We start from the raw sequence: 20,135 nt of genomic DNA, 5'->3' as shown, positions 1-20,135 counted from the left end.
TGATCACGTGAAGGTCCCCGCGCCGAGTGCCGGCCGCGCCGTGGCGCGCCGTCTGGCGGTCGAAACGGCCGGGGACCGTGCGTGGCGTGGCGCCGCGATGAGTTTTCCGGGGTCCGGGAGTCTGAACCTGTATAGGGACATCCGAGCTAGGAGCGCAGAGACATGGGGAAGCTGACCCTCACCACCTTTCTGACCCTCGACGGTGTGATGCAGGCGCCCGGGGGGCCCGAAGAGGATCGCACCGGCGGGTTCAGCTACGGCGGGTGGGTGGTGCCGTTCGCCGACGAGGGGATGGGGGAGTTCATCGACGAGGTCTTCGGCCGGGCCGAGGCGTTTCTGCTCGGGCGGCGGACCTACGAGATCTTCGCGAGCTACTGGCCGGAGCACGACGATCCCGCCGACCCGGTCCCGGGCAAGCTGAACCGGCTGCACAAGTACGTCGCCTCGACCACCCTCAAGGAGCCGGCCTGGGGGCCGGCCACCGTGCTCGACGGGGAGCAGCTGCAGAGCGAGATCGTGCGGGTGAAGGATGCGATGGAGGGCGAGGGGGAGTTGCAGGTGCACGGAAGCGGGCAGCTCGCGCAGTGGCTGCTGGCCCGGGATCTCGTGGACGAGATGAATCTGTTGGTCTTCCCGGTGTTCCTCGGGGCGGGGCGCCGGCTGTTCCCGATCGGTGGGCTGCCGACAGCCTGTGAGCTCACCGGCTCCCGTACGACATCGGCTGGGATCGCCATCCAGACCTACCGGCCGAAGGGGCGGGCCACCTTCGGTACCTTCGCGGACTGATCTGTGTCGTCTCTTTCGGAACGTGTCGGTCGAGCCCGCGTTGTGCCGTGCCGTGCCGTGCCGTGCCGTGCCGTGCCGTGCCGTGCCGCGCCGTGCCGTGCCGTGCCGAGAGAGACGGCGATCTAGCGCGGGTCCAGGGCCAGCTGGACCACGCGGCCCTCGCGCAGGACCAGCAGGTCCGGGGACTCGTGTTCGTAGTGGCGGATCCGGCCGACCGGGCCCGGCGGGCGGATGTGGGGCGAGAGGAGCAGAAGGAGGTCCTCCACGGCGGGGAGCTGTTCCTCGTGGATCTCCTGGCGGATCGTCAGGGCCCAGCCGCCGCCCGCGACCCGCCGCCCGAACTCGCCCACGAGCATGCCCCCGACCCGGGCCGCCGGGCCCCGGGTCGCGAGGAGGCCGCCCGCCGCCAGGTGGCGCCGGACCTCCCCCAGTACGGCCTCCGGTGTGTCGTCGAGCAGGTCGAACGCCAGGTCCAGGGCGTAGAGATCAGCCATACGGGCGAGTCTAGGACCCCGGCCGGGCAGGCCCGGAAAAGGGGTCGCCCGGCATGATCGGCTCGGGTAGCGTGAGCGCGCACCCGTGCGAGCCGCCGAAGTCTCCACCCTGTCCGTGATGTGACGTTGGAGACTCCCCATGGCTGTGCTCTCGCCCGCTCTCGAAGCCGCCCCCCGCCGGGCCTGGTTCGCCGATCTGCCCGTGCTCGCCGTGGCCGTCGTATGGGGCGGCAGCTACCTCGCCGCCAAGGGGATCACGACCACGCACACCGTGATCGCCGTGCTCGTGCTGCGGTTCGCGCTGGTGCTGCCCGTCCTCGTCGTCGCCGGGTGGTCGCGGCTGCGCGCGCTGACCCCGGCCCAGCTGCGCGGCGCCGGGCTGCTGGGGCTCGTGCTCGGGGGGATCTTCCTCCTGGAGACCTACGGGGTCGTGCACACGTCCGCCACCAACGCCGGGCTGATCATCAGCCTGACCATGATCTTCACTCCGCTCGCCGAGGCGGGAGTGAAGAGGAAGGCGCCCTCGCCCGGCTTCCTCGGTGCCGCCGCCCTCTCCGTCGCCGGAGTCGTCCTGCTGACCCAGGGCGCCGGATTCACCGCGCCCAGCCTCGGTGACCTGCTCATCCTCGGCGCCGCCCTCGCCCGGACCCTGCACGTGCTGCTGATGGCCCGGGTCGAGGCCGTCCAGGACGCCGACTCGCTGTCCCTGACCACCGTGCAGCTCGGCGGCGCGGTGATGGTGTTCGCCCTGCTGGCCGCCGTGCCGGGGACCGGTGACAGCCCCTGGGCCGCCGCCGCCGATTTCGGGGCCGCCGAATGGGCGGGGCTCGCCTTCCTCTCCGTCTTCTGCACGCTCTTCGCCTTCTTCGTGCAGATGTGGGCCGTACGCCGCACCTCGCCCTCCCGGGTCAGCCTGCTGCTCGGCACCGAACCCCTGTGGGCGGCCGTCGCCGGTATCGCCATCGGCGGTGAGCACCTGGGCCCCCTCGGCTACGTGGGCGTGGTCCTCGTGCTGGCAGGCACAGCCTGGGGTCGTCGGGCCACTTCCTCGACCACCGGCTGAGGGAGTGGCCAAAAACGCCGCAGCCAGGGGTGAACACCCGCCATAGGGTGGCCCAATGCCCGTGCGCTTACAGAATCGGCAGGTCGGGGAGCTCCTCCAACCGGACCCGGCGCCGCTCCCGCCGCGAGCGCTCGCACGCCTCCGCCACCCGGAACGCGGCGAGCGCCTCCCGGCCGTCGCAGGGGTTGGGGCCCTCGCCGCGCACCAGGTGCACGAAGGCCGCGAGCTCCGCCTCGTACGCCGGGGCGAAACGTTCCAGGAAGCCCGTCCACGGCTTGCTCGCCGGGGGCGGCCCGTGCGGTTCGGTCGAGGCGATCGGCGTCCGGTCGTCCAGCCCCGCCGAGACCTGGTCCAGTTCCCCGGCCAGCTCCATCCGCACGTCGTACCCGGCGCCGTTGCACCGGGAGCCCGTACAGGTGGCCAGCGTGCCGTCGTCCAGCGTGAGGACGGCCGCCGCCGTGTCGATGTCACCGGTCTCCCGGAACCGCGCCGGACCGGCGTCCGATCCGGCCGCGTACACCTCGACCACCTCGTGCCCGGTCACCCAGCGGACCATGTCGAAGTCGTGCACCAGGCAGTCCCGGTACAACCCGCCGGAGGTCGCCAGGTACGCGGCGGTCGGCGGCGCCGGATCGGCCGTCATCGTCCGTACGGTGTGCAGCCGGCCCAGGGCGCCCGAACGGACGAGCTCCCGGGCCGTGCGGTAGCCCGCGTCGAAGCGGCGCATGAAGCCCACCTGGAGCAGCCCGCCCGCGGCCGTGACCTCCCGCAGCGCCGCCAGGGTCCGGTCCAGGTCCGGGGCCAGCGGCTTCTCGCAGAACACGGGCAGCCCGCCGCGGACCGCCCGTACGACCAGGTCCGCGTGTGCCTCGGTCGCCGAGGTCACGACGACCGCGTCCACGCCCCAGGTGAAGACCTGCTCCACGGAGGGCGCGGCGGTGGCCCCGAGCCGGTCGGCGAGGCGCGCCGCCCGCGCGGGATCGGCATCCGCGAGCAGGAGCGAGCCCGCCTCCGGGTGGCGGGCCAGCGCCGCCGCGTGGAAGGACCCGATCCGGCCCGTTCCGATGAGCCCGATGCGCATGCACTCAACGTGACCCCGTACGGGGTACCTGTCAATCTGCCCTGCCGTGCCCCGATGGCCCTGCATGGTCCGCCGTGGCGGATACTGGGCGGCTGGACCGGAATGAAACCGGAATGACCGGATTGATGACGGACCGCATCGGTGACGAGGGAAGGGCACGGCGACGTGGCTAGGGTTCGGACAGGGGTACGCGTCGTGGGCGCCGTGCTCGCGGCGGTACTGGGGGCCTCGCTCGCGGGCTGCAGCAGTACGGGTGGGAAGCGCGCCGAGGAACGGGCCAAGGCCGCCGAGGCGGGCCGGCCCGCCGTCTCCACCCCGCGCTGGACCTTCGCGATGGTCACCCACGCGGGCGATGGCGACACCTTCTGGGACATCGTCCAGAAGGGCGCCAAGGAGGCCGCGGCGAAGGACAACATCAACTTCGTCTACGCCCACGACGACCAAGCCCAGCAGCAGGCGCAGTTCGTGCAGAACGCCATCGACCAGAAGGTCGACGGGATCGTCGTGAGCCTGGCCAAGCCGGAGGCGCTCAAGGACGTCATCGCCAAGGCCGTCAAGGCCGGCATCCCGGTGGTCACGGTCAATTCCGGCTCCGCCCAGTCCGCCGAGTACGGCGCCCTCACCCACATCGGCCAGGACGAGCAGATCGCGGGCGAGGCGGTCGGCACCGAGCTGACGAAGCGCGGGAAGAAGAAGGCCGTCTGCGTCCTGCACGAGCAGGGCAACGTGGGCCACGAGCAGCGCTGCGCCGGAGCCAAGAAGACCTTCGGCGGGACCATGGAGAACCTGTACGTCGAGGGCACCAACATGCCCTCCGTCCAGGCGTCCCTCCAGGCCAAGCTCCAGGCCGACCCCTCCGTCGACGCGATCCTCACGCTCGGCGCGCCCTTCGCGCCCACCGCCGTCAAGGCGAAGGACGCGGCGGGCAGCAAGGCCGAGGTGGACACCTTCGACCTGAACGAATCGGTCGCCCGGGACCTCAAGTCCGGCGCCCTCGGCTTCGCCGTCGACCAGCAGCCCTACCTGCAGGGTTACGAGGCCATCGACCTGCTCTGGCTCTACCGCTACAACGCGGACGTGCTCGGTGGCGGCCGCCCGGTGCTCACCGGACCGCAGATCGTCACGGCCGCCGAGTCCGCCGAGCTGGAGGAGTTCATCAAGCGGGGCAGCCGATGAGCACGCACGCAGCCGCCGTGGACGAGCGGCTCGCGCCGGCCTCCGTGGTCCGCAAGCTGCTCAGCCGCCCGGAGCTGGGCGCGGTCGTCGGCGCCGCCGCCGTCTTCGTCTTCTTCTCCTTCGCCGCCGACAGCTTCCTGCGGGCCTCCAGCCTCAGCACGATCCTGTACTCGGCCTCCACCATCGGGATCATGGCCGTCCCGGTCGCCCTGCTGATGATCGGCGGCGAGTTCGACCTGTCCGCCGGTGTCATGGTCACGACCTCGGCGCTGCTGAGCTCGATGTTCAGCTACCAGATGACCGCCAACGTCTGGGTCGGCGTCCTGGTGTCCCTGGCCGTCACCCTGGCCGTCGGGTTCTTCAACGGCTTCATGCTGACCCGTACCAAGCTGCCCAGCTTCATCATCACGCTCGGCACCTTCCTGATGCTGACCGGCCTGAACCTCGGCTTCACCAAGCTGATCAGCGGCACGGTCTCCACCAAGACCATCGCCGACATGGAGGGCTTCCCCTCCGCGCGCGCCCTCTTCGCCTCGCAGTGGACCGTGGGCCCAGTCACCCTCAAGGTCACCGTCCTGTGGTGGCTGCTCCTGGTCGCCGTGGCCACCTGGATCCTGCTGCGCACCCGCGCCGGCAACTGGATCTTCGCCGTGGGCGGCGGGGCCGACGCGGCCCGCGCGGTCGGCGTACCCGTCGTGAAGACCCGTATCGGTCTCTACATGGGTGTCGCCCTGTGCGCCTGGATCTCGGGACAGCACATCCTCTTCTCGTTCGACGTGGTCCAGTCGGGCGAGGGCGTGGGCAACGAGTTCCTCTACATCATCGCGGCCGTCATCGGCGGCTGCCTGATGACCGGCGGCTACGGCTCCGCCATCGGCTCGGCGGTCGGCGCCTTCATCTTCGGGATGACCAGCAATGGCATCGTCTACGCCCAGTGGAACCCGGACTGGTTCAAGTTCTTCCTCGGCGCGATGCTCCTGCTGGCCACGCTGCTCAACGCATGGGTCCGCAAGCGGGCGGAGGCGAGCAAGTGAACACGAACGGCACGACAGCGACCGGCACGACAGCGACCGGCACGACCCGGGCCGGCACGACCGCCCTGGTGAAGCTGACCGACGTCAGCAAGTACTACGGCAACATCCGCGCCCTCCAGGGGGTCTCCCTGGAGGTCTCGGCGGGCGAGATCACCTGTGTCCTCGGCGACAACGGCGCCGGCAAGTCCACGCTCATCAAGATCATCGCGGGTCTGCACCGGCACGACTCCGGCACCTTCGAGATCGAGGGCGAGGAGACCGTCCTGGCCAACCCGCGCGCGGCCCTCGACCAGGGCATCGCCACGGTCTACCAGGACCTCGCCGTCGTCCCGCTCATGCCCGTCTGGCGCAACTTCTTCCTCGGTTCCGAGCCGACCAGGGGCCGCGGCCCCTTCCGCCGCCTCGACGTCGACCTCATGCGCGGGACCACCCGCGCCGAGCTGCTGCGCATGGGCATCGACCTGCGCGACGTGGACCAGCCCATCGGCACCCTGTCCGGCGGTGAACGGCAGTGCGTGGCGATCGCCCGCGCCGTCCACTTCGGCGCGAAGGTCCTCGTACTGGACGAGCCCACCGCCGCCCTCGGCGTCAAGCAGTCCGGAGTGGTCCTCAAGTACGTCGCCGCCGCCCGCGACGCCGGCCTCGGCGTGGTCCTCATCACCCACAACCCGCACCACGCCCACCTGGTGGGGGACCGTTTCGTCCTCCTCAAGCGCGGCACCATGGCGGGCAGCCACACCCGCGACTCGATCACGCTCGACGAGCTCACCCGGCAGATGGCGGGCGGCTCGGAGCTGGACGAGCTGAGCCACGAACTGGAGCGGGTGGCAGAATCAGGGGCGGACGCCCCGTCCGGAGCAGCCGACCCGGCTTCCCGCACCACCGCACCCACGAGGGACGACACGACTCGATGAGCACGTACCGGGACTTTGCGCTCACCCACCGGGGGTCGGCGCGAGGCACCGTCCTGCGGACCATCGGGACCCGTGAGCGCCGCTCGCACCTGACCGCCCCGCGCGTCCCGACCGTCGGCATCGACATCGGCGGCACCAAGGTGATGGCCGGCGTCGTCGACGCCGACGGCATCATCCTGGAGAAGATCCGCGCCGAGACCCCGGACAAGTCCAAGAGCCCCAAGGTCGTCGAGGACACCATCGTCGAGCTGGTGCTGGACCTCTCCGACCGGCACGACGTGCACGCGGTCGGCATCGGGGCGGCCGGCTGGGTCGACGCCGACCGCTCCCGGGTCCTGTTCGCACCCCACCTGGCCTGGCGTGACGAGCCGCTGCGCGACGCGCTCCTGTCCCGGCTCGCGGTCCCGGTCATGGTCGACAACGACGCCAACACCGCCGCGTGGGCGGAGTGGCGCTTCGGCGCCGGACGCGGCGAGGACCACCTCGTCATGATCACGCTCGGCACCGGCATCGGCGGGGCCATCCTCGAAGGCGGCCAGGTCAAGCGCGGCCGCTACGGGGTCGCCGGTGAATTCGGCCACATGCAGGTGGTCCCCGGCGGCCACCGCTGCCCCTGCGGCAACCGCGGCTGCTGGGAGCAGTACAGCTCCGGAAACGCCCTGGTCCGCGAGGCCCGCGAGCTGGCCGCCGCCGACTCCCCGGTCGCGTACAACATCATCGCCCGGGTCGGCGGGAACGTCTCGGAGATCACGGGACCGCTCATCACCGAGCTGGCCCGCGAGGGCGACGCCATGTGCGTCGAACTGCTCCAGGACATCGGCCAGTGGCTCGGCGTCGGCATCGCCAACCTCGCCGCCGCCCTCGACCCCTCCTGCTTCGTCATCGGCGGTGGCGTCAGCGCCGCCGACGACCTGCTGATCGGGCCCGCCCGGGACGCCTTCCGCCGCCACCTCACCGGCCGCGGTTACCGGCCCGAGGCCCGGATCGCCAAGGCCCAGCTCGGCCCCGAGGCCGGTATGGTCGGTGCCGCCGACCTCGCCCGGCTCGTCGCCCGTCGCTTCCGCCGCGCCACCCGCCGGCGGGTCGAGCGCTACGAGCGCTACGCGCAGCTGGGCCGGCGCGACACCACCGGCCCCACGGACTCCAAGGACCAGAACGAGCAGTGACGCCACCGCCCACCGTGCCCCACCAGGCGTCCGCCCCCGACGAGGGCGGCACGCCGCCACCCACCGCCGAGGACCGCAGGCACGTCGTCAAGCGCCGCTGGATCACGGCGATCATCATCCTGCTGCTGATCGGGGTCCCCGCGGGCTACCTCGCCGTCTCCACCCAGCAGAGCCGCGAGAGCGGCCGCGACAAGGCCGCCAGGATCGGCGCGTCCAAGGTGCGCCCCGGCTGGCCCTCCCGGGTGCAGCGCAGCATCTACGAGGTGCCGATCCCCGACAAGGCCTGGCGGGTCGGCTTCCTGGAGACGAACAACTGGCGCACCAGCCGGCTCTACACCCAGTTCGCGGTCACCCCGCCCGAGCTGGACGCCTTCCTGACCTCTGTCGGCACCAGCCGGGAGGAGCTGACCCCCGGGGTGTCGATTTCCGCGCACGACACCTCGGTCGCCGGCTGGAACTGGAAGACCGACACCGAGTGGCTCGGCACCACCCTCGAGCAGGAGGACCCGCGGCCCACCCGGGACATCACCGTCGACCTCACGGACGCCAACGTCGCCAAGGTCTACGTGGTCTCCTCCACCACCCCCTGACCGCGCGGGCCGACGAAGATCGCCGGGACAGCACTAGCCTGGGATCATGAAGCTCACGAAGCGGCTGCACTCCTGCGTCCAGTTGGAGAAGGACGGGCGCACGCTCGTCATCGATCCGGGCGCCTTCAGTGAACCGGACGCGGGCCTGGGGGCGGACGCCCTGCTGGTCACGCACGAACACCCCGACCACTTCGAGGAGGGCAGGCTACGGGCCGCCCTCGACGCGAATCCGGCGGCCGCGCTGTGGACCCTGCGCAGCGTCGCCGAGAAGCTCGCCCCCGCCTATCCGGGCCGGGTGCACACCGTTGGCCACGGCGACACCTTCACCGCCGCCGGATTCGAGGTCCAGGTGCACGGCGAGCTGCACGCCGTGATCCACCCGGACATCCCGCGGATCACGAACGTCGGCTACCTCGTGGACGGTTCCCTCTTCCACCCCGGGGACGCGCTGACCGTGCCGGACGCGCCGGTGGAGACGCTGATGCTTCCGGTGCACGCGCCCTGGAACAAGATCGCCGAAGTGATCGACTACCTCCGGGAGGTCAAGCCGCGCCGGGCCTTCGACATCCACGACGCCTACCTCGCCGACATCGCCCGGCCGATCTACGACGGCGCCCTGAACTCCCTGGGCGGCACCGACCACGGCCGGCTCACCGCCGGGGACAGCGCGGATCTGTGACGGTTCCATGACTGTCGGAGCCGGACGGTAGGTTGGTACGTATGCGTATCGCCACGTACAACGTCAATTCGATCTCCGCCCGGCTGCCGCGCCTGCTGGCCTGGCTGGAGAGCTCCGGCACCGATGTCCTGTGCGTCCAGGAGACCAAGTGCTCCGCGGAGCAGTTCCCGCACGCCGAGCTGCGCGAGCTGGGCTACGAGGCGGCCGTCCACGCCACCGGACGGTGGAACGGCGTGGCCCTGCTCTCCAAGGTCGGCCTGGACGACGTGACCCCGGGGCTGCCCGGCGGGCCCGACTACGAGGGCGTCCAGGAGCCCCGCGCGATCTCCGCCACCTGCGGCGGGGTCCGGGTCTGGTCGGTGTACGTGCCCAACGGCCGCGAGGTCGAGCACGACCACTACGGCTACAAGCTGGACTGGTTCCGCGCCCTGACCGCGGCCGTCGTCGAGGACGCGGCCGGCCCGCTCCCCTTCGCCGTGCTGGGCGACTTCAATGTGGCCCCGACCGACGAGGACGTCTACGACCCGGCCCTCTTCGCGGGCCTCACCCATGTCACCCCCGCCGAGCGCGCCGCCCTGGAGGCGCTGCGGGCCGCCGGGCTCTCGGACGTGTTCCCGCGCGCGCTGAAGTACGACCGTCCCTACACCTTCTGGGACTACCGGATGCTCGCCTTCCCCAAGAACAAGGGCATGCGCATCGACCTGGTCTACGGGAACAAGTCCTTCACCAAGGCCGTCACCGACGCCTACGTCGACCGCGAGGAGCGCAAGGGCAAGGGCGCCTCCGACCACGCCCCGGTCGTCGTCGACCTGGATCTCGACGCCTAGGGGGCGTCCGGCCCCGCCATCCGGCCCGGGTGGATCCAGGCGCGCCCTGTGGCCAGGGGCGGATCCTGGTGCGACGCTGGGCGGTATGAACATCCCTTTCCTGGACAACTGGCTGAACCGGCGTGAAACGGAACAGGGTGCCGGGCTGGCCGACGCCCTCGCGGAGGACCCCGAGGGCGTCGCGGAGTTGTTCTCGGAGTGCGAGATGCTCCGCGTCCAGGCGCGGGCGGCCGGGCTCGAACTCGACGAGAGCGCGGCCTCGTTGGAGGCGCTGGACCAGCTGATGCCGCGCTGGCGGCGGGATCCCGAGGCCGTGCCCTGGCTCGGCAACGACGCGGGCTTCTACCTCGGGACGGTGATCATCCGGACCATGCCGGGGACCGGGTGGCAGGTGTGGCCCAACGGCCAGCCGGTGATCCGGCTGGCCTCGGGCCGAGAACTGAACGTGATCGAGTCGGGGGTGTCCTGGGCGATGACGGGCTCCCCCGAGCTCAGTCAGGCGTACGCCGAGGCCTCCGAGGGCTGACACCCCGGCGTGTCGAGCGAAGTGCCCTTGCGCGGCTGGATAGTTTGCGCTGACCTCGACACAGACACCGACAAGTGGGCAGGGCAGCACATGGCCGTCGATCCGTTGATCGAGCTGCGGGACGTCAACAAGCACTTCGGGGCGTTGCACGTCCTGCGGGACGTCAACCTCACCGTCGGCCGCGGGGAGGTGGTGGTGGTCATCGGTCCCTCCGGTTCCGGGAAGTCCACCCTGTGCCGGGCGATCAACCGGCTGGAGACCGTCGAGTCGGGCACGATCCTGCTGGACGGGAAGCCGCTGCCCGCCGAGGGGAAGGAGCTGGCCCGGCTGCGCGCCGAGGTCGGGATGGTCTTCCAGTCCTTCAACCTCTTCGCGCACAAGACCGTCCTCGCCAACATCTCGCTCGCGCAGACCAAGGTCCGCGGCCGCAAGAAGGAGGAGGCGGATCAGCGCTCCCGGGAGCTCTTGGACCGCGTCGGCCTCGCCGACCAGGCCGCCAAGTTCCCCGCCCAGCTCTCCGGCGGCCAGCAGCAGCGCGTGGCCATCGCCCGCGCGCTCGCCATGAACCCCAAGGCCCTGCTCTTCGACGAGCCCACCTCCGCGCTCGACCCCGAGATGATCAACGAGGTGCTGGAGGTCATGCGGCAGCTCGCCCGCGAGGGCATGACCATGGTCGTGGTCACCCACGAGATGGGCTTCGCCCGCTCCGCCGCGAACCGCGTCGTCTTCATGGCCGACGGGCGGATCGTCGAGGACCGGACCCCGGAGCAGTTCTTCACCGCCCCGGAGAGCGACCGGGCCAAGGACTTCCTCTCCAAGATCCTCAAACACTGAGGGGGCCCGGCCGCCCGGTGGGCAGCCGTGGATCACTGCTCGCGCAGCGGCACCGAGACGTAGCTGGGATCGGTGCGCGGCGAGGAGAAGGTCAGCTGCGCGCCGGTGGGGTTGTGCTCGATGTAGAGCGGGTCGACGGTGTCGACGACCAGGGCGAGCCGGTGGCCCGCGGGCACGTCGTAGGCGGTGGAGAACAGCTCCAGGTCCACGCCGAAGGCCTGCCCGGGGACCTTTCGGTGGAAGGTGTACGGGGCGTTGCTGACGAGCTTGCCGATGCCGAGCGGGCCGACGTCGTAGAGGTACGCGACGAAGGTGCCGTCGGCCTTGGTGGGCGTGACGGTGGTGTGCAGCCGGACGGTGCCGCGGACCCTGCGCGGCGTGTCGTAGCGCTCCGACTGCCAGACGGCGGCGAAGGCCCGGGGCAGGAGCGGGATGGAGGCGGTCGGGGGTGCCTTGACGAACTGGTCGAGGATGCTGGAGAGGAAGATGACGCCGCCGTTGGCGCCGGAGTCGACATTGGCGAAGAGGTGCTCGCTGTCGGAGAGGGCGAGCTTCTCGGTGCCGCCGGAGCCGACCGACTTCCAGTCGGGGTAGCCCTCGTAGCCCTCGTTGCTCCGGGACTTGATCTGCACCGGGGCCTCGGTGTCCACGCCGTTGCGCTCGCCCTTGAGGTAGCGGTCGAACCAGCGGTGGGCGTTGGTCCAGGTGTCGTTGGGCAGGCCCAGCAGGCCGGTGCCCTCCGCGGTGGCGTGGTCCCCGGGCCGGAACTCCAGGCGCTTGGGTCCGGTCAGCCGCTCGTAGAACTTCGCGTACTGGTTGGGCGGGAAGATGGTGTCGCCCCAGGCGTTGCCGAGCATGATCGCGGCGCCGTTGGCATTGATCCGGTCCACCTGCTCGGCGGCCGAACGCTTCTTGCCCCACTCGATCATCTGCTGCTCCCGGTCCAGCCGGGAGCCGAGGAAGTCGCCGAGGATCGACTGGAGTTCGGGCCCGGGGCGGCCGGTGAGGTAGCCGGCGGCGCCGAGCATCCCGGCGGCCTGGAGGTGCTGGGTGCGGCCGGAGTAGATGGACTCGATGAGGTCGGCCCAGCCGCTCATCGCGACCACGGCCTTGATGCGCGGGTCGTGGGCGGAGGCCAGCAGGCTGATGCCGGCTCCGTACGAGACCCCGCCGAGGCCGATGCGGTCCGCGTCGGCGGGGGAGTGGGCGAGGGCCCAGTCGATGACGGCACTGACGTCGGCGACGTCCGGCGGGCCGGCCACCTCGATCTGGCCTCCGGAGAGCCAGAAGCCCCGGGAGGTGTAACTGACCACGACATAGCCGGAGTCGGCGAGCTTCTTGGCCTGCGCGATGTATTCGATCTGCGGCATGCCCCAGCTGGTGGGGAGCACGATCAGCGGATACTTCCGGCCGCTCTCGGCCGCGGCCGGGGTGAAGACGTTGCCCTTGAGGGTGATGCCGCCGGAGCCGGGGATGTCGTGGAACCGCAGTTCCGACGAGGCTGCCGGGGCGTCGGCGGCGGCTGCCGCGGTGGGTGCGGGAGCCGCCTGGGCCTGATGGGGGGCCAGGCCCAGGGCGGCTGCCGCCAGCAGGGCTGCCACGGCTGCGGCGGTGGTGGTGCGTTCCATTCAGTCGCTCCTCGCGTACGCCGGGGTTGTCAAAGTGACCCGACGGTAACGTGAGGCGGTTACTGGAGGTAACCCACGAGTAAGTTACGTGCTGGTAACAATTGAACGAGAGTCAGCCCATCAGCCCATCGGCCCATCGGCCCATCAGCCGTTCTGCGGGGTGCCGGTCAGGGCGCTCTTGGCCTTCCACTGGTCCCAGGACAGGTTCCACTCGCCGTAGCCGTTGCCGAGCTCGGCATTGCCCTTGGAGCCTTCGCCGACGACCTCGAAGGGGTCCCCGATCTGGGACTTCGCGAAGAAGTCCTTGGCGTCGGCGTCGCTCATCCCCACGCAGCCGGAACTGGTGTTGGCGCGGCCGAAGTTGCCGGCGTTCCACGGTGCGGCGTGCGCGTACATGCCGGACCAGGTCAGCCGCATCGAGTAGTCGACCATCTTGTCGTAGGCGTCGTCCAGGCCCACCGTCTGGGAGTCCATCCGGATGGTGCCCTCCTTCGTCATGATCACCATCTTCCCGGACCAGGAGGCCTTCTTGCCGCCCGGAGTGCCGGCCGAGACCGGGATCGTCTTGAGTGCCTGGCCGTCCTCGGTCACCGACATCTTCTTGGTGTCGAGGCTGACCTGGATCCGCCGATCCTTGCCGATCTTGAACTCGGTGTTGTAGTCCCGGGCGAAGAGACCGCCGCCCTTGCCGGAATCCACGCCGTTCAGGTTCATCTCGACCTTCACGTCCGTGCCGGACTTCCAGTACTCCTTGGGCCGCCAGTCCACGCGGTCGTTGCCGGAGTAGTCCTTGATCCAGCCCCAGGAGCCCTCGGTGTTGTCCGAGGTGGTGACCTTGAGCTGCTTCTCCACCTCGGCCTTGTTCGTCACCGGGTTGTCGAAGACGAGCGACACCGGCATCGCCACGCCCACCGTGCTGCCCTTGGGTATGTTGATCGAGACCTTGTTCACCTTGTCGGCGGCGCTGGTCTTGAACTGCGTGGTGGCGCTCTGGCTCTCGGTGTTCTGCGCCTCGACCTTGTACTCCGCGCCGGGTGCCGCGTTGCGCTCCGAGGTCCAGGTCCGGCCGTCGTCGGCTATCTTCCCCGGCAGCTCCGCGCCCTTGGCGTCGGTGACCTTCACCTGGGCCAGCTTGCCCGCGGCGACGGTCACCGTCACCGGCGTGCCCGCCTTCACCTGATCGCCCGTGAGATTCACCGAGACCGCCATCTCCGGCTTCGGCTTCATGTCGGCCTTGCCGGTCGCACCGCCCCCGTCGCCGCCGGTCGAGCAGGCGGTCAGCGCGGCGGTCAGAAGTGCGGTACCCGCCATGGCGGTGCGGCGTATGCGGCTCAAGGAAAACCCCTCCCAAGTAAAAACCGTTCGCGAACGTAGATGCGAACGGCACGACTCTAGGTTGCGCAATCCTCGGAAAAGGTCGTGCTTCCGGTTGTGACATGGACCGCAGCGAAACGGTCATCGTCCGGTCACAATCGCCGCGCAGTCCGGTCATGGGCGGCTGTGAGACTCCTGTGCTGTCCCGACCCTCGTCCCGCCCCGGACGTACAGGAAGGCCGATCAGCCATGTGTGCACTGCTCGTGACCCCCGCCCAACAGCACCGGGACCAGGACCGGGAGCCCACCGTGCGCACTCTGTCCGTCGCGGAATACCAGGCATTCCTTTCCCGGCACGGCCGGGCCAGTTTCCTCCAGTACCCCTCCTGGGCCGCGGTAAAGGACCTCTGGCGATCGGAAAGGGTCGGATGGCACTACCCGGACGGTGAAATACAGGGCGCGGGACTCGTTCTCTACCGCCAATTCCCCGGCACCCGGAAATACTTCGCGTACCTCCCCGAGGGCCCCGTCGCCGACTGGTCCGACCCGCACGTCGACCGCTGGCTCACCCCGCTCATGCGCCACCTGCGGGCCTCCGGCGCCTTCGCCGTCCGCATCGGACCCACCCCCGCCTACCGCCGCTGGGACGCCGCCACCGTCAAGTCCGCCACCGGTCCGGGCCGGCAGATCTCCGACGTGCTCGCCACCGAGGTCGACCCGGTGGGCGCCGCCCTCGCCGACCGGCTGCGCACCCGCGGCTGGAAGCGGTGCGGCGGCGAGGACGACGGCGACGCCCAGCCCCGCCACGTCTTCCGCGTACCGCTGGCCGGCCGCTCCCTCGACGACCTCTGGTCGGGCCTGAACCAGGAATGGCGGCGCAACGTGCGCAAGGCCGGGAAGGCCGGTGTGGAGACGGTCATCGGCACCGCCGCCGACCTACCCGAGTTCTACCGGCTGCTGCGGATCACCGAGGAGCGCGACGGCTTCCGGCTCGGCCGCTCCCTCGCGTACTACGAGCAGCAGTACCGGGTCCTGAACGAGGAGCAGCCCGGCCGGATGCGGCTCTACCTGGGCGTCCACCAGGGTGAGGTCCTGGCCGCCCACACGATGATCGTCGCCGGGAGCCGGGTCTGGTACCAGACCGGCGCCTCCGCCGACCACCGGCGTGACGTGCGGCCCAGCAACGCCGTGCAGTGGCGCATGATGTGTGACGCACACGGCCTCGGGGCGGACGAATACGACATGCGCGGGGTACCCTCCACCCTCGACCCCGAGACGCGTTCCTTCGGGCTGCTGCGCTGGAAGCTCGGCACCGGGGGACAGGTCGTCGAGACGCTGGGCGAGTGGGAGATACCGATGGACGGATACGCCAACACGGCGCTCTACAAGGCGTTCCAGGCCTACATGGCCCGCCGGTGACGGCCACCACCGACACCAGACCGGCCGCTGCGGACACCGGCGGCGCAGCACCGGAGAAGACCTCGGTGCTGCGCAGCGGTGCGCTCATGGCGGCCGGTTCGATCGTCTCCCGCGCCACCGGTTTCATCCGCTCCGCCGTCGTCGTCGCGGCGCTGGGCACCGGACTGCTCGGCGACGGCTACGCCGTCGCCAACACGGTCCCGAACATCCTCTACATGCTGCTCATCGGCGGCGCGCTCAACGCCGTCTTCGTACCCGAGCTGGTCCGGGCCGCCAAGGAGCACGAGGACGGCGGATCCGCCTACACCGACCGGCTGCTCACCGCCTGCACCGCGGCGCTCGTGCTGCTCACCGCCGTGGCGGTGCTCGCCGCCCCGCTGATCGTCTCGGCGTACACCGACTACAGCGGCGCCCAGGCGAGCACCACCGTGGCCCTGGCCCGGTACTGCCTGCCGCAGATCCTCTTCTACGGGCTCTTCACGCTGCTCGGCCAGGTGCTGAACGCCCGCGGCCGGTTCGGCGCGATGATGTGGACCCCGGTCCTCAACAACATAGTGATCATCGGCGTCTTCGGGCTCTTCCTCCTCGTCTCCCACGACGCGGCGGGCGGCCTCACCGCCGCCGAGACCCGGCTGCTCGGCCTCGGCACCACCGCCGGCATCCTCGTCCAGGCCCTCGCCCTGGTCCCCTCGCTGCGCGCCGCCCGCTTCCGCTGGCGCCCCCGCTTCGACTGGCGCGGCAGCGGCCTCGGCCGCCCGCTGCGCAACGCCGGCTGGACGGTCATGCTCGTCCTCACCAACCAGATCGCCTACTGGGTCGTCACCCGGCTCTCCACCACCACCGGACAGCACGCCGTCGAAGCCGGACTCGCGGGCGGCGCCGGCTACACCGCCTACAGCAACGCCTACCAGCTGTGGATCGTCCCGCAGGGCATCATCACCGTCTCCCTCGTGACCGCCCTGATGCCCCGGATGAGCGCGGCCGCCTCCGAGGGCGACCTCGGCGCCGTGCGCCGCGACATCTCGTACGCGCTGCGTTCCAGCGCCGCCCTCGTCGTCCCCGCCGCCGCGCTCTTCGCCGCCCTCGCCCCCTGGGTGATGGGCAGCGTCTTCGAGTACGGCCGCACCGCGGCCGCCGACATCGAGGTCATGGCGGGCATGCTCATCGCGTTCGCGCCCGGCCTGATCGCCTTCTCCGCGCAATACGTGCTCTCGCGCGGCTTCTACGCCCTCTCCGACACCCGGACCCCCTTCTTCCTCAACCTCACCATCGCCGCGCTCAACGCCGGGCTGTCGGCCGCCGCCTACTTCCTGCTGTCCCCGCGCTGGGCGGTCACCGGCATGGCCGCCGCCTCCTCCGTCGCCTTCCTCGCGGGCGCCGCCGTGACCGCGTACACCCTCGCCCGCAGGCTCGGCCCGCGCGCGGGGACCCGTACGGAACGCCGCGCGAGCGCCGTACGGACCCACCTGCGGCTGCTGGCCGCCTGCGCACCGGCGGCCGCCGCCGGGTACGCGGCCGCCCGCGCCGCCGAACGCTTCGGTGACTTCGCCGCGGTCGGGGCGGGAACCGTCGCACTGCTGCTCGTCGTCGTCCTCCTCGCCGGGCCGCTGCGCTTGACGGAGATCACCGACCAGCTCGGCTCCCTGCGGCGCAGGATCGGCCGCTAGTGCTGTGACCGGAAAGGTTCACCGGGTCACGGCCCCCGGCACGGCACCTCGCGGCGTTGTCGGACCGCGCAAGTACGTCCAGTACGAGCCGCGGTCCTCCGCCTTGCGACGCACCGCACCGGACGCCGCGACCCGGCAAACCTTTCCGGCCACAGCACTAGGGGTGTCCGGGGGATCAGGGCGGACAGCCCCTGGCCGGAGGAGACGACGAACCACCTTGGGATACTGACCGGATGCCACGCGTACTGCTGATCGAGGACGACCCATCCATCCGGGAGGGCGTGGGCCTCGGCCTGCGCCGCCGCGGGCACGAGGTGTGCGCCGCCGAGACCGGGGAGGAGGGGCTCGCCCTGATGGCGAGCTTCCGCCCCGAGCTCGTCCTGCTCGACCTGATGCTGCCCGGCATGAACGGAGTGCAGGTCTGCCACCGCATCCGCGAGAGCAGCGAGGTGCCGATCATCATGCTCACCGCGCGCGGCGACGACTTCGACATCGTCATCGGCCTGGAGGCCGGCGCCGACGACTACATCGTCAAACCCGCCCGCACCGAGGTCATCGAGGCCCGCGTCAAGGCCGTACTGCGCCGGCTCAACGACCCAGCGGGCGTACGCCCGGAGGTCGCGATCCACGCGGAGCTCGCCATCGACCGCGCCGGGCTCACCGTCGCCAAGAACGGCGAGCGCGTCGCCCTCGCCCCCAGCGAGATCAAGCTCCTGCTGCACCTGTCGGCCTCGCCCGAGCAGGTCTTCTCCCGCCAGCAGCTCCTGGAGTACGTCTGGGACCACAGCTACCACGCCGACGCCCGGCTCGTGGACGCCTGCGTGCGCCGCCTGCGCCACAAGATCGAGGACCCCGACGCCGCCCCCCGCTACATACAGACCGTGCGCGGCTTCGGCTACCGCTTCGGCCCCCTGTAGGCCTCCGTGAAACGGATAGCACCCCTGGGCCTGCGCACCCGGCTGATCGCCGCCTTCCTGCTGGTCGCCGCGATCAGCGCGGTGACCACCGCCGCCCTCACCTACCAGCAGGCGCGCAACGCCATCCTCAAGCAGACCCAGGACACCGCCGTCAACACCCTGCGGGACCAGGTCGAGCAGCAGGAGATCCTCCTGCCGCTGACCCAGCAGGAGCTCCAGCGCGTCGTCATCGAGCTCGGCAAGCGCGGCAAACCCCACCCGTGGATCATCTTCGGCGAGTACGGCGGCCTGCGCGTCTCCACCAACCCCGACACGCCCACCTCCACCGTGATCACCGACAACCTGCGCGACAAGGTCCGGGGCAACCAGTACGCCGCCTTTCAGCGCGTCGAGGACCAGCGCGGCAACCCGTGGCTCACGATCGGCGTCCCCGCCCTCTTCGAGCACAACGGCTACACCGAATCCACCGGGGCGGTCTTCTACGCCAGCGTGCCGCTCGCGACCGAGAAGCAGACCGTCGAGGCCATGGTCGACGCCGCCCAGCAGGGCGCCGTCCCCGGGCTGGCCATCGCCATCGTCCCCGCGCTGCTGGCCGCCCGCAGCGTGCTGCGACCGGTCCGCGACATGCGCCGGGCCGCCCAGCGGCTGGGCCGCGGCCGCCTCGACACCCGCATCGAGGTCCGGGGCGCCGACGAACTCGCCGGACTCGCCCGCACCTTCAACGAGACCGCCCGCGCCCTGGAGCAGTCCGTGCGCGAGCTGCAGGACGCGGAGGCCCGCGCCCGCCGCTTCGCCTCCGACGTCTCCCATGAACTGCGCACTCCCCTCGCCGGGATGCTCGCCGTCACCGAGGTCCTCGACGAGGACGCCGCGCGCCTCGACGCCGACACCGCCAAGGCCCTGCGCCTGGTCAGCTCCGAGACCGGCAAACTCGCCGTCCTCGTCGAGGACCTGATGGAGATCTCCCGTTTCGACGCCCGGGCCGCCGAGCTCAACCTCGACGACGTGGACATCGCCGAAGCCGTGCGCAAGACCCTCGAACGACGCCACTGGGACGACGACCGCGTCGTCACCGAGCTGCCGGACCGGGTGCGCGGCCGACTCGACCCGCGCCGCTTCGACGTGGTCCTCGCCAACCTCGTCGGCAACGCCCTGCGGCACGGCGGCGCCCCTGTACGCGTCACCGTACGGACCGCACCTGGCCAGGACGGCGAACGGCTGCTGATCTACGTCGCCGACAGCGGGCCCGGCATCGCCCCCGAGGTGCTGCCGCACATCTTCGACCGCTTCTTCAAGGCCGACGCGGCCAGGACCCGCTCCGCCGGCAGCGGCCTCGGACTCGCCATCACCCTGGAGAACGTCCGCCTGCACGGCGGCACCCTCCGGGCGGGCAACGGGCCCGCCGGGGGAGCCCTCTTCACCCTCGACATGCCGCTGGAGGCCCGCGTATGACAGGGCGGAAGAGGAGATCCCGGGCCGCGGCGGCGCTGGCGGGCTGCGCCCTCCTGCTCGCCGGATGCGGGATCAAAACCACCGGGGTGATCGAGAGCGGCCATGCCGCCACCGTCAAGAGCCCCAACGGCCGAGCCGCCGTCCTCTACTTCGTCTCCAAGGAGGGCGACCGGCTCGTCCCGATCCCGTTCGCGGTCGACGGCTACACCATCGCGCCCGGAGCGCTCGTGCGGCTGCTGCTGGACGGCCCCGGCGGTACGGCCCGGGAGGCCGGGCTCACCACGGCGCTGCCCCGGATGCCCGCCGGGCCGGCGGACGGGGTGACGGTGAGCGCGTACGCGCCGGACGCGGGGATGACGGTCCGTGTGCCGTTCGCCGTGGGCGACCTGTCGGAACTGGCCCGCAGCCAGCTGGTGTGCACCGTCGGCGTCTCCGCCGTGCCGGACGTCCTCAGCCCGGTCATCCTGCAGGGCACCGACACCACCCTCCCGTCCGCCGACTGCGTCCCGAGGCGCTGAGGTGCGCTGACGTGCGCTGAGGTGCGCTGAGGTGCGCTGAGGTGCGCTGA

The 20,135-nt window shown here is 71.0% G+C and carries 20 protein-coding genes; 16 read left to right on the top strand and 4 right to left on the bottom strand.

The genetic code is table 11. The annotated features are described in order from the left end of the window. Positions 1-162 precede the first annotated feature (162 nt). Entirely contained in the window at positions 163-786 is a 624-nt protein-coding gene (locus ACZ4TV_RS04735) for a dihydrofolate reductase family protein (RefSeq protein ID WP_468130674.1), read from the top strand. Between the two features lie 122 nt (positions 787-908). On the opposite strand, the gene ACZ4TV_RS04730 is transcribed toward ACZ4TV_RS04735, so the two are convergent. Then, on the bottom strand, positions 909-1,280 hold the full coding sequence (locus tag ACZ4TV_RS04730; RefSeq protein WP_468130672.1) for a hypothetical protein: 372 nt from the start codon (positions 1,278-1,280) through the stop codon (positions 909-911). Positions 1,281-1,419: 139 nt separating this feature from the next. Between ACZ4TV_RS04730 and ACZ4TV_RS04725 the strand changes: the two genes are divergently transcribed. Next, the gene (locus tag ACZ4TV_RS04725; RefSeq protein WP_468130670.1) at positions 1,420-2,343 is read left to right on the top strand and encodes a DMT family transporter; all 924 of its coding nucleotides are present in this window, start codon (positions 1,420-1,422) and stop codon (positions 2,341-2,343) included. Positions 2,344-2,410: 67 nt separating this feature from the next. Here ACZ4TV_RS04725 and ACZ4TV_RS04720 read toward each other — a convergent pair whose 3' ends face one another. Continuing rightward, positions 2,411-3,424, bottom strand: coding sequence for a Gfo/Idh/MocA family protein (locus ACZ4TV_RS04720; RefSeq protein ID WP_468130668.1), 1,014 nt, complete (start codon positions 3,422-3,424; stop codon positions 2,411-2,413). A gap of 165 nt (positions 3,425-3,589) precedes the next feature. Here ACZ4TV_RS04720 and ACZ4TV_RS04715 point away from each other — a divergent pair, with 165 nt between their 5' ends. The 9 genes from ACZ4TV_RS04715 to ACZ4TV_RS04675 all read left to right on the top strand — a co-directional run bounded on the left by ACZ4TV_RS04715 (position 3,590) and on the right by ACZ4TV_RS04675 (position 11,170). Then, positions 3,590-4,600: a sugar ABC transporter substrate-binding protein gene (locus ACZ4TV_RS04715; protein WP_468130666.1), complete on the top strand. Its 1,011-nt coding sequence runs from the start codon at positions 3,590-3,592 to the stop codon at positions 4,598-4,600. Beyond that, positions 4,597-5,634: an ABC transporter permease gene (locus tag ACZ4TV_RS04710; protein WP_468130664.1), complete on the top strand. Its 1,038-nt coding sequence runs from the start codon at positions 4,597-4,599 to the stop codon at positions 5,632-5,634. Before ACZ4TV_RS04715 ends, ACZ4TV_RS04710 begins: the two co-directional genes overlap by 4 nt. Beyond that, positions 5,601-6,548 (top strand): ATP-binding cassette domain-containing protein, encoded by a 948-nt coding sequence (locus ACZ4TV_RS04705; RefSeq protein WP_468130662.1) that lies wholly within the window; start codon positions 5,601-5,603, stop codon positions 6,546-6,548. Before ACZ4TV_RS04710 ends, ACZ4TV_RS04705 begins: the two co-directional genes overlap by 34 nt. Beyond that, positions 6,545-7,714, top strand: a complete 1,170-nt coding sequence (locus ACZ4TV_RS04700; protein WP_468130660.1) for an ROK family glucokinase — start codon at positions 6,545-6,547, stop codon at positions 7,712-7,714. The genes ACZ4TV_RS04705 and ACZ4TV_RS04700 overlap by 4 nt, the downstream gene beginning before the upstream one ends. Next, the gene (locus ACZ4TV_RS04695; RefSeq protein WP_468130658.1) at positions 7,711-8,304 is read left to right on the top strand and encodes a hypothetical protein; all 594 of its coding nucleotides are present in this window, start codon (positions 7,711-7,713) and stop codon (positions 8,302-8,304) included. Before ACZ4TV_RS04700 ends, ACZ4TV_RS04695 begins: the two co-directional genes overlap by 4 nt. A 46-nt stretch (positions 8,305-8,350) precedes the next feature. Beyond that, positions 8,351-8,983, top strand: a complete 633-nt coding sequence (locus tag ACZ4TV_RS04690) for an MBL fold metallo-hydrolase (RefSeq protein WP_468130656.1) — start codon at positions 8,351-8,353, stop codon at positions 8,981-8,983. A 41-nt stretch (positions 8,984-9,024) separates the two neighbouring features. Beyond that, positions 9,025-9,810, top strand: a complete 786-nt coding sequence (locus ACZ4TV_RS04685) for an exodeoxyribonuclease III (RefSeq protein ID WP_468130654.1) — start codon at positions 9,025-9,027, stop codon at positions 9,808-9,810. 85 nt (positions 9,811-9,895) lie between these two features. Next, the gene (locus ACZ4TV_RS04680) at positions 9,896-10,336 is read left to right on the top strand and encodes a DUF6278 family protein (RefSeq protein ID WP_468130652.1); all 441 of its coding nucleotides are present in this window, start codon (positions 9,896-9,898) and stop codon (positions 10,334-10,336) included. A 90-nt stretch (positions 10,337-10,426) separates the two neighbouring features. Then, positions 10,427-11,170 carry an amino acid ABC transporter ATP-binding protein gene (locus tag ACZ4TV_RS04675; RefSeq protein WP_468130650.1) on the top strand — a complete coding sequence of 248 codons (744 nt, stop codon included), beginning with the start codon at positions 10,427-10,429 and terminating at the stop codon, positions 11,168-11,170. 32 nt (positions 11,171-11,202) lie between these two features. On the opposite strand, the gene ACZ4TV_RS04670 is transcribed toward ACZ4TV_RS04675, so the two are convergent. Then, the gene (locus ACZ4TV_RS04670; RefSeq protein ID WP_468130648.1) at positions 11,203-12,798 is read right to left on the bottom strand and encodes a CocE/NonD family hydrolase; all 1,596 of its coding nucleotides are present in this window, start codon (positions 12,796-12,798) and stop codon (positions 11,203-11,205) included. Positions 12,799-12,942: 144 nt separating this feature from the next. Beyond that, positions 12,943-14,109, bottom strand: a complete 1,167-nt coding sequence (locus ACZ4TV_RS04665; RefSeq protein WP_468130730.1) for a L,D-transpeptidase — start codon at positions 14,107-14,109, stop codon at positions 12,943-12,945. Between the two features lie 252 nt (positions 14,110-14,361). Between ACZ4TV_RS04665 and ACZ4TV_RS04660 the strand changes: the two genes are divergently transcribed. The 5 genes from ACZ4TV_RS04660 to ACZ4TV_RS04640 all read left to right on the top strand — a co-directional run bounded on the left by ACZ4TV_RS04660 (position 14,362) and on the right by ACZ4TV_RS04640 (position 20,085). Further along, on the top strand, positions 14,362-15,531 hold the full coding sequence (locus ACZ4TV_RS04660) for a lipid II:glycine glycyltransferase FemX (RefSeq protein WP_468130646.1): 1,170 nt from the start codon (positions 14,362-14,364) through the stop codon (positions 15,529-15,531). Continuing rightward, a complete protein-coding gene (gene murJ / locus ACZ4TV_RS04655; protein ID WP_468130644.1) occupies positions 15,528-17,198 on the top strand; it encodes a murein biosynthesis integral membrane protein MurJ in 1,671 nt (556 codons plus the stop codon). Before ACZ4TV_RS04660 ends, murJ begins: the two co-directional genes overlap by 4 nt. Positions 17,199-17,431: 233 nt before the next feature. Next, positions 17,432-18,115, top strand: coding sequence for a response regulator (locus ACZ4TV_RS04650; protein ID WP_468130642.1), 684 nt, complete (start codon positions 17,432-17,434; stop codon positions 18,113-18,115). Positions 18,116-18,121: 6 nt separating this feature from the next. Further along, positions 18,122-19,567: an ATP-binding protein gene (locus ACZ4TV_RS04645; RefSeq protein WP_468130640.1), complete on the top strand. Its 1,446-nt coding sequence runs from the start codon at positions 18,122-18,124 to the stop codon at positions 19,565-19,567. After that, positions 19,564-20,085, top strand: coding sequence for a GerMN domain-containing protein (locus ACZ4TV_RS04640; RefSeq protein ID WP_468130638.1), 522 nt, complete (start codon positions 19,564-19,566; stop codon positions 20,083-20,085). Before ACZ4TV_RS04645 ends, ACZ4TV_RS04640 begins: the two co-directional genes overlap by 4 nt. Positions 20,086-20,135 lie beyond the last annotated feature (50 nt).

It is taken from the genome of Streptomyces sp. NPDC028910 (assembly GCF_055564955.1).
Note: the sequence above shows the minus strand (reverse complement) of the source record. Positions and strands in the feature narration are given on the sequence as shown.

Bases quoted from the DNA above. Each gene is read 5' to 3' on its own strand.
- ACZ4TV_RS04690 (WP_468130656.1), top strand. From the start codon at position 8,351: ATGAAGCTCACGAAGCGGCTGCACTCCTGCGTCCAGTTGGAGAAGGAC.
- ACZ4TV_RS04735 (WP_468130674.1), top strand. From the start codon at position 163: ATGGGGAAGCTGACCCTCACCACCTTTCTGACCCTCGACGGTGTGATG.
- ACZ4TV_RS04730 (WP_468130672.1), bottom strand. From the start codon at position 1,280: ATGGCTGATCTCTACGCCCTGGACCTGGCGTTCGACCTGCTCGACGAC.
- ACZ4TV_RS04665 (WP_468130730.1), bottom strand. From the start codon at position 14,109: ATGGCGGGTACCGCACTTCTGACCGCCGCGCTGACCGCCTGCTCGACC.
- ACZ4TV_RS04675 (WP_468130650.1), top strand. From the start codon at position 10,427: ATGGCCGTCGATCCGTTGATCGAGCTGCGGGACGTCAACAAGCACTTC.
- ACZ4TV_RS04720 (WP_468130668.1), bottom strand. From the start codon at position 3,424: ATGCGCATCGGGCTCATCGGAACGGGCCGGATCGGGTCCTTCCACGCG.
- ACZ4TV_RS04725 (WP_468130670.1), top strand. From the start codon at position 1,420: ATGGCTGTGCTCTCGCCCGCTCTCGAAGCCGCCCCCCGCCGGGCCTGG.
- ACZ4TV_RS04710 (WP_468130664.1), top strand. From the start codon at position 4,597: ATGAGCACGCACGCAGCCGCCGTGGACGAGCGGCTCGCGCCGGCCTCC.
- ACZ4TV_RS04700 (WP_468130660.1), top strand. From the start codon at position 6,545: ATGAGCACGTACCGGGACTTTGCGCTCACCCACCGGGGGTCGGCGCGA.
- ACZ4TV_RS04640 (WP_468130638.1), top strand. From the start codon at position 19,564: ATGACAGGGCGGAAGAGGAGATCCCGGGCCGCGGCGGCGCTGGCGGGC.
- ACZ4TV_RS04670 (WP_468130648.1), bottom strand. From the start codon at position 12,798: ATGGAACGCACCACCACCGCCGCAGCCGTGGCAGCCCTGCTGGCGGCA.
- ACZ4TV_RS04705 (WP_468130662.1), top strand. From the start codon at position 5,601: ATGGGTCCGCAAGCGGGCGGAGGCGAGCAAGTGAACACGAACGGCACG.
- ACZ4TV_RS04685 (WP_468130654.1), top strand. From the start codon at position 9,025: ATGCGTATCGCCACGTACAACGTCAATTCGATCTCCGCCCGGCTGCCG.
- ACZ4TV_RS04680 (WP_468130652.1), top strand. From the start codon at position 9,896: ATGAACATCCCTTTCCTGGACAACTGGCTGAACCGGCGTGAAACGGAA.
- ACZ4TV_RS04660 (WP_468130646.1), top strand. From the start codon at position 14,362: ATGTGTGCACTGCTCGTGACCCCCGCCCAACAGCACCGGGACCAGGAC.
- ACZ4TV_RS04650 (WP_468130642.1), top strand. From the start codon at position 17,432: ATGCCACGCGTACTGCTGATCGAGGACGACCCATCCATCCGGGAGGGC.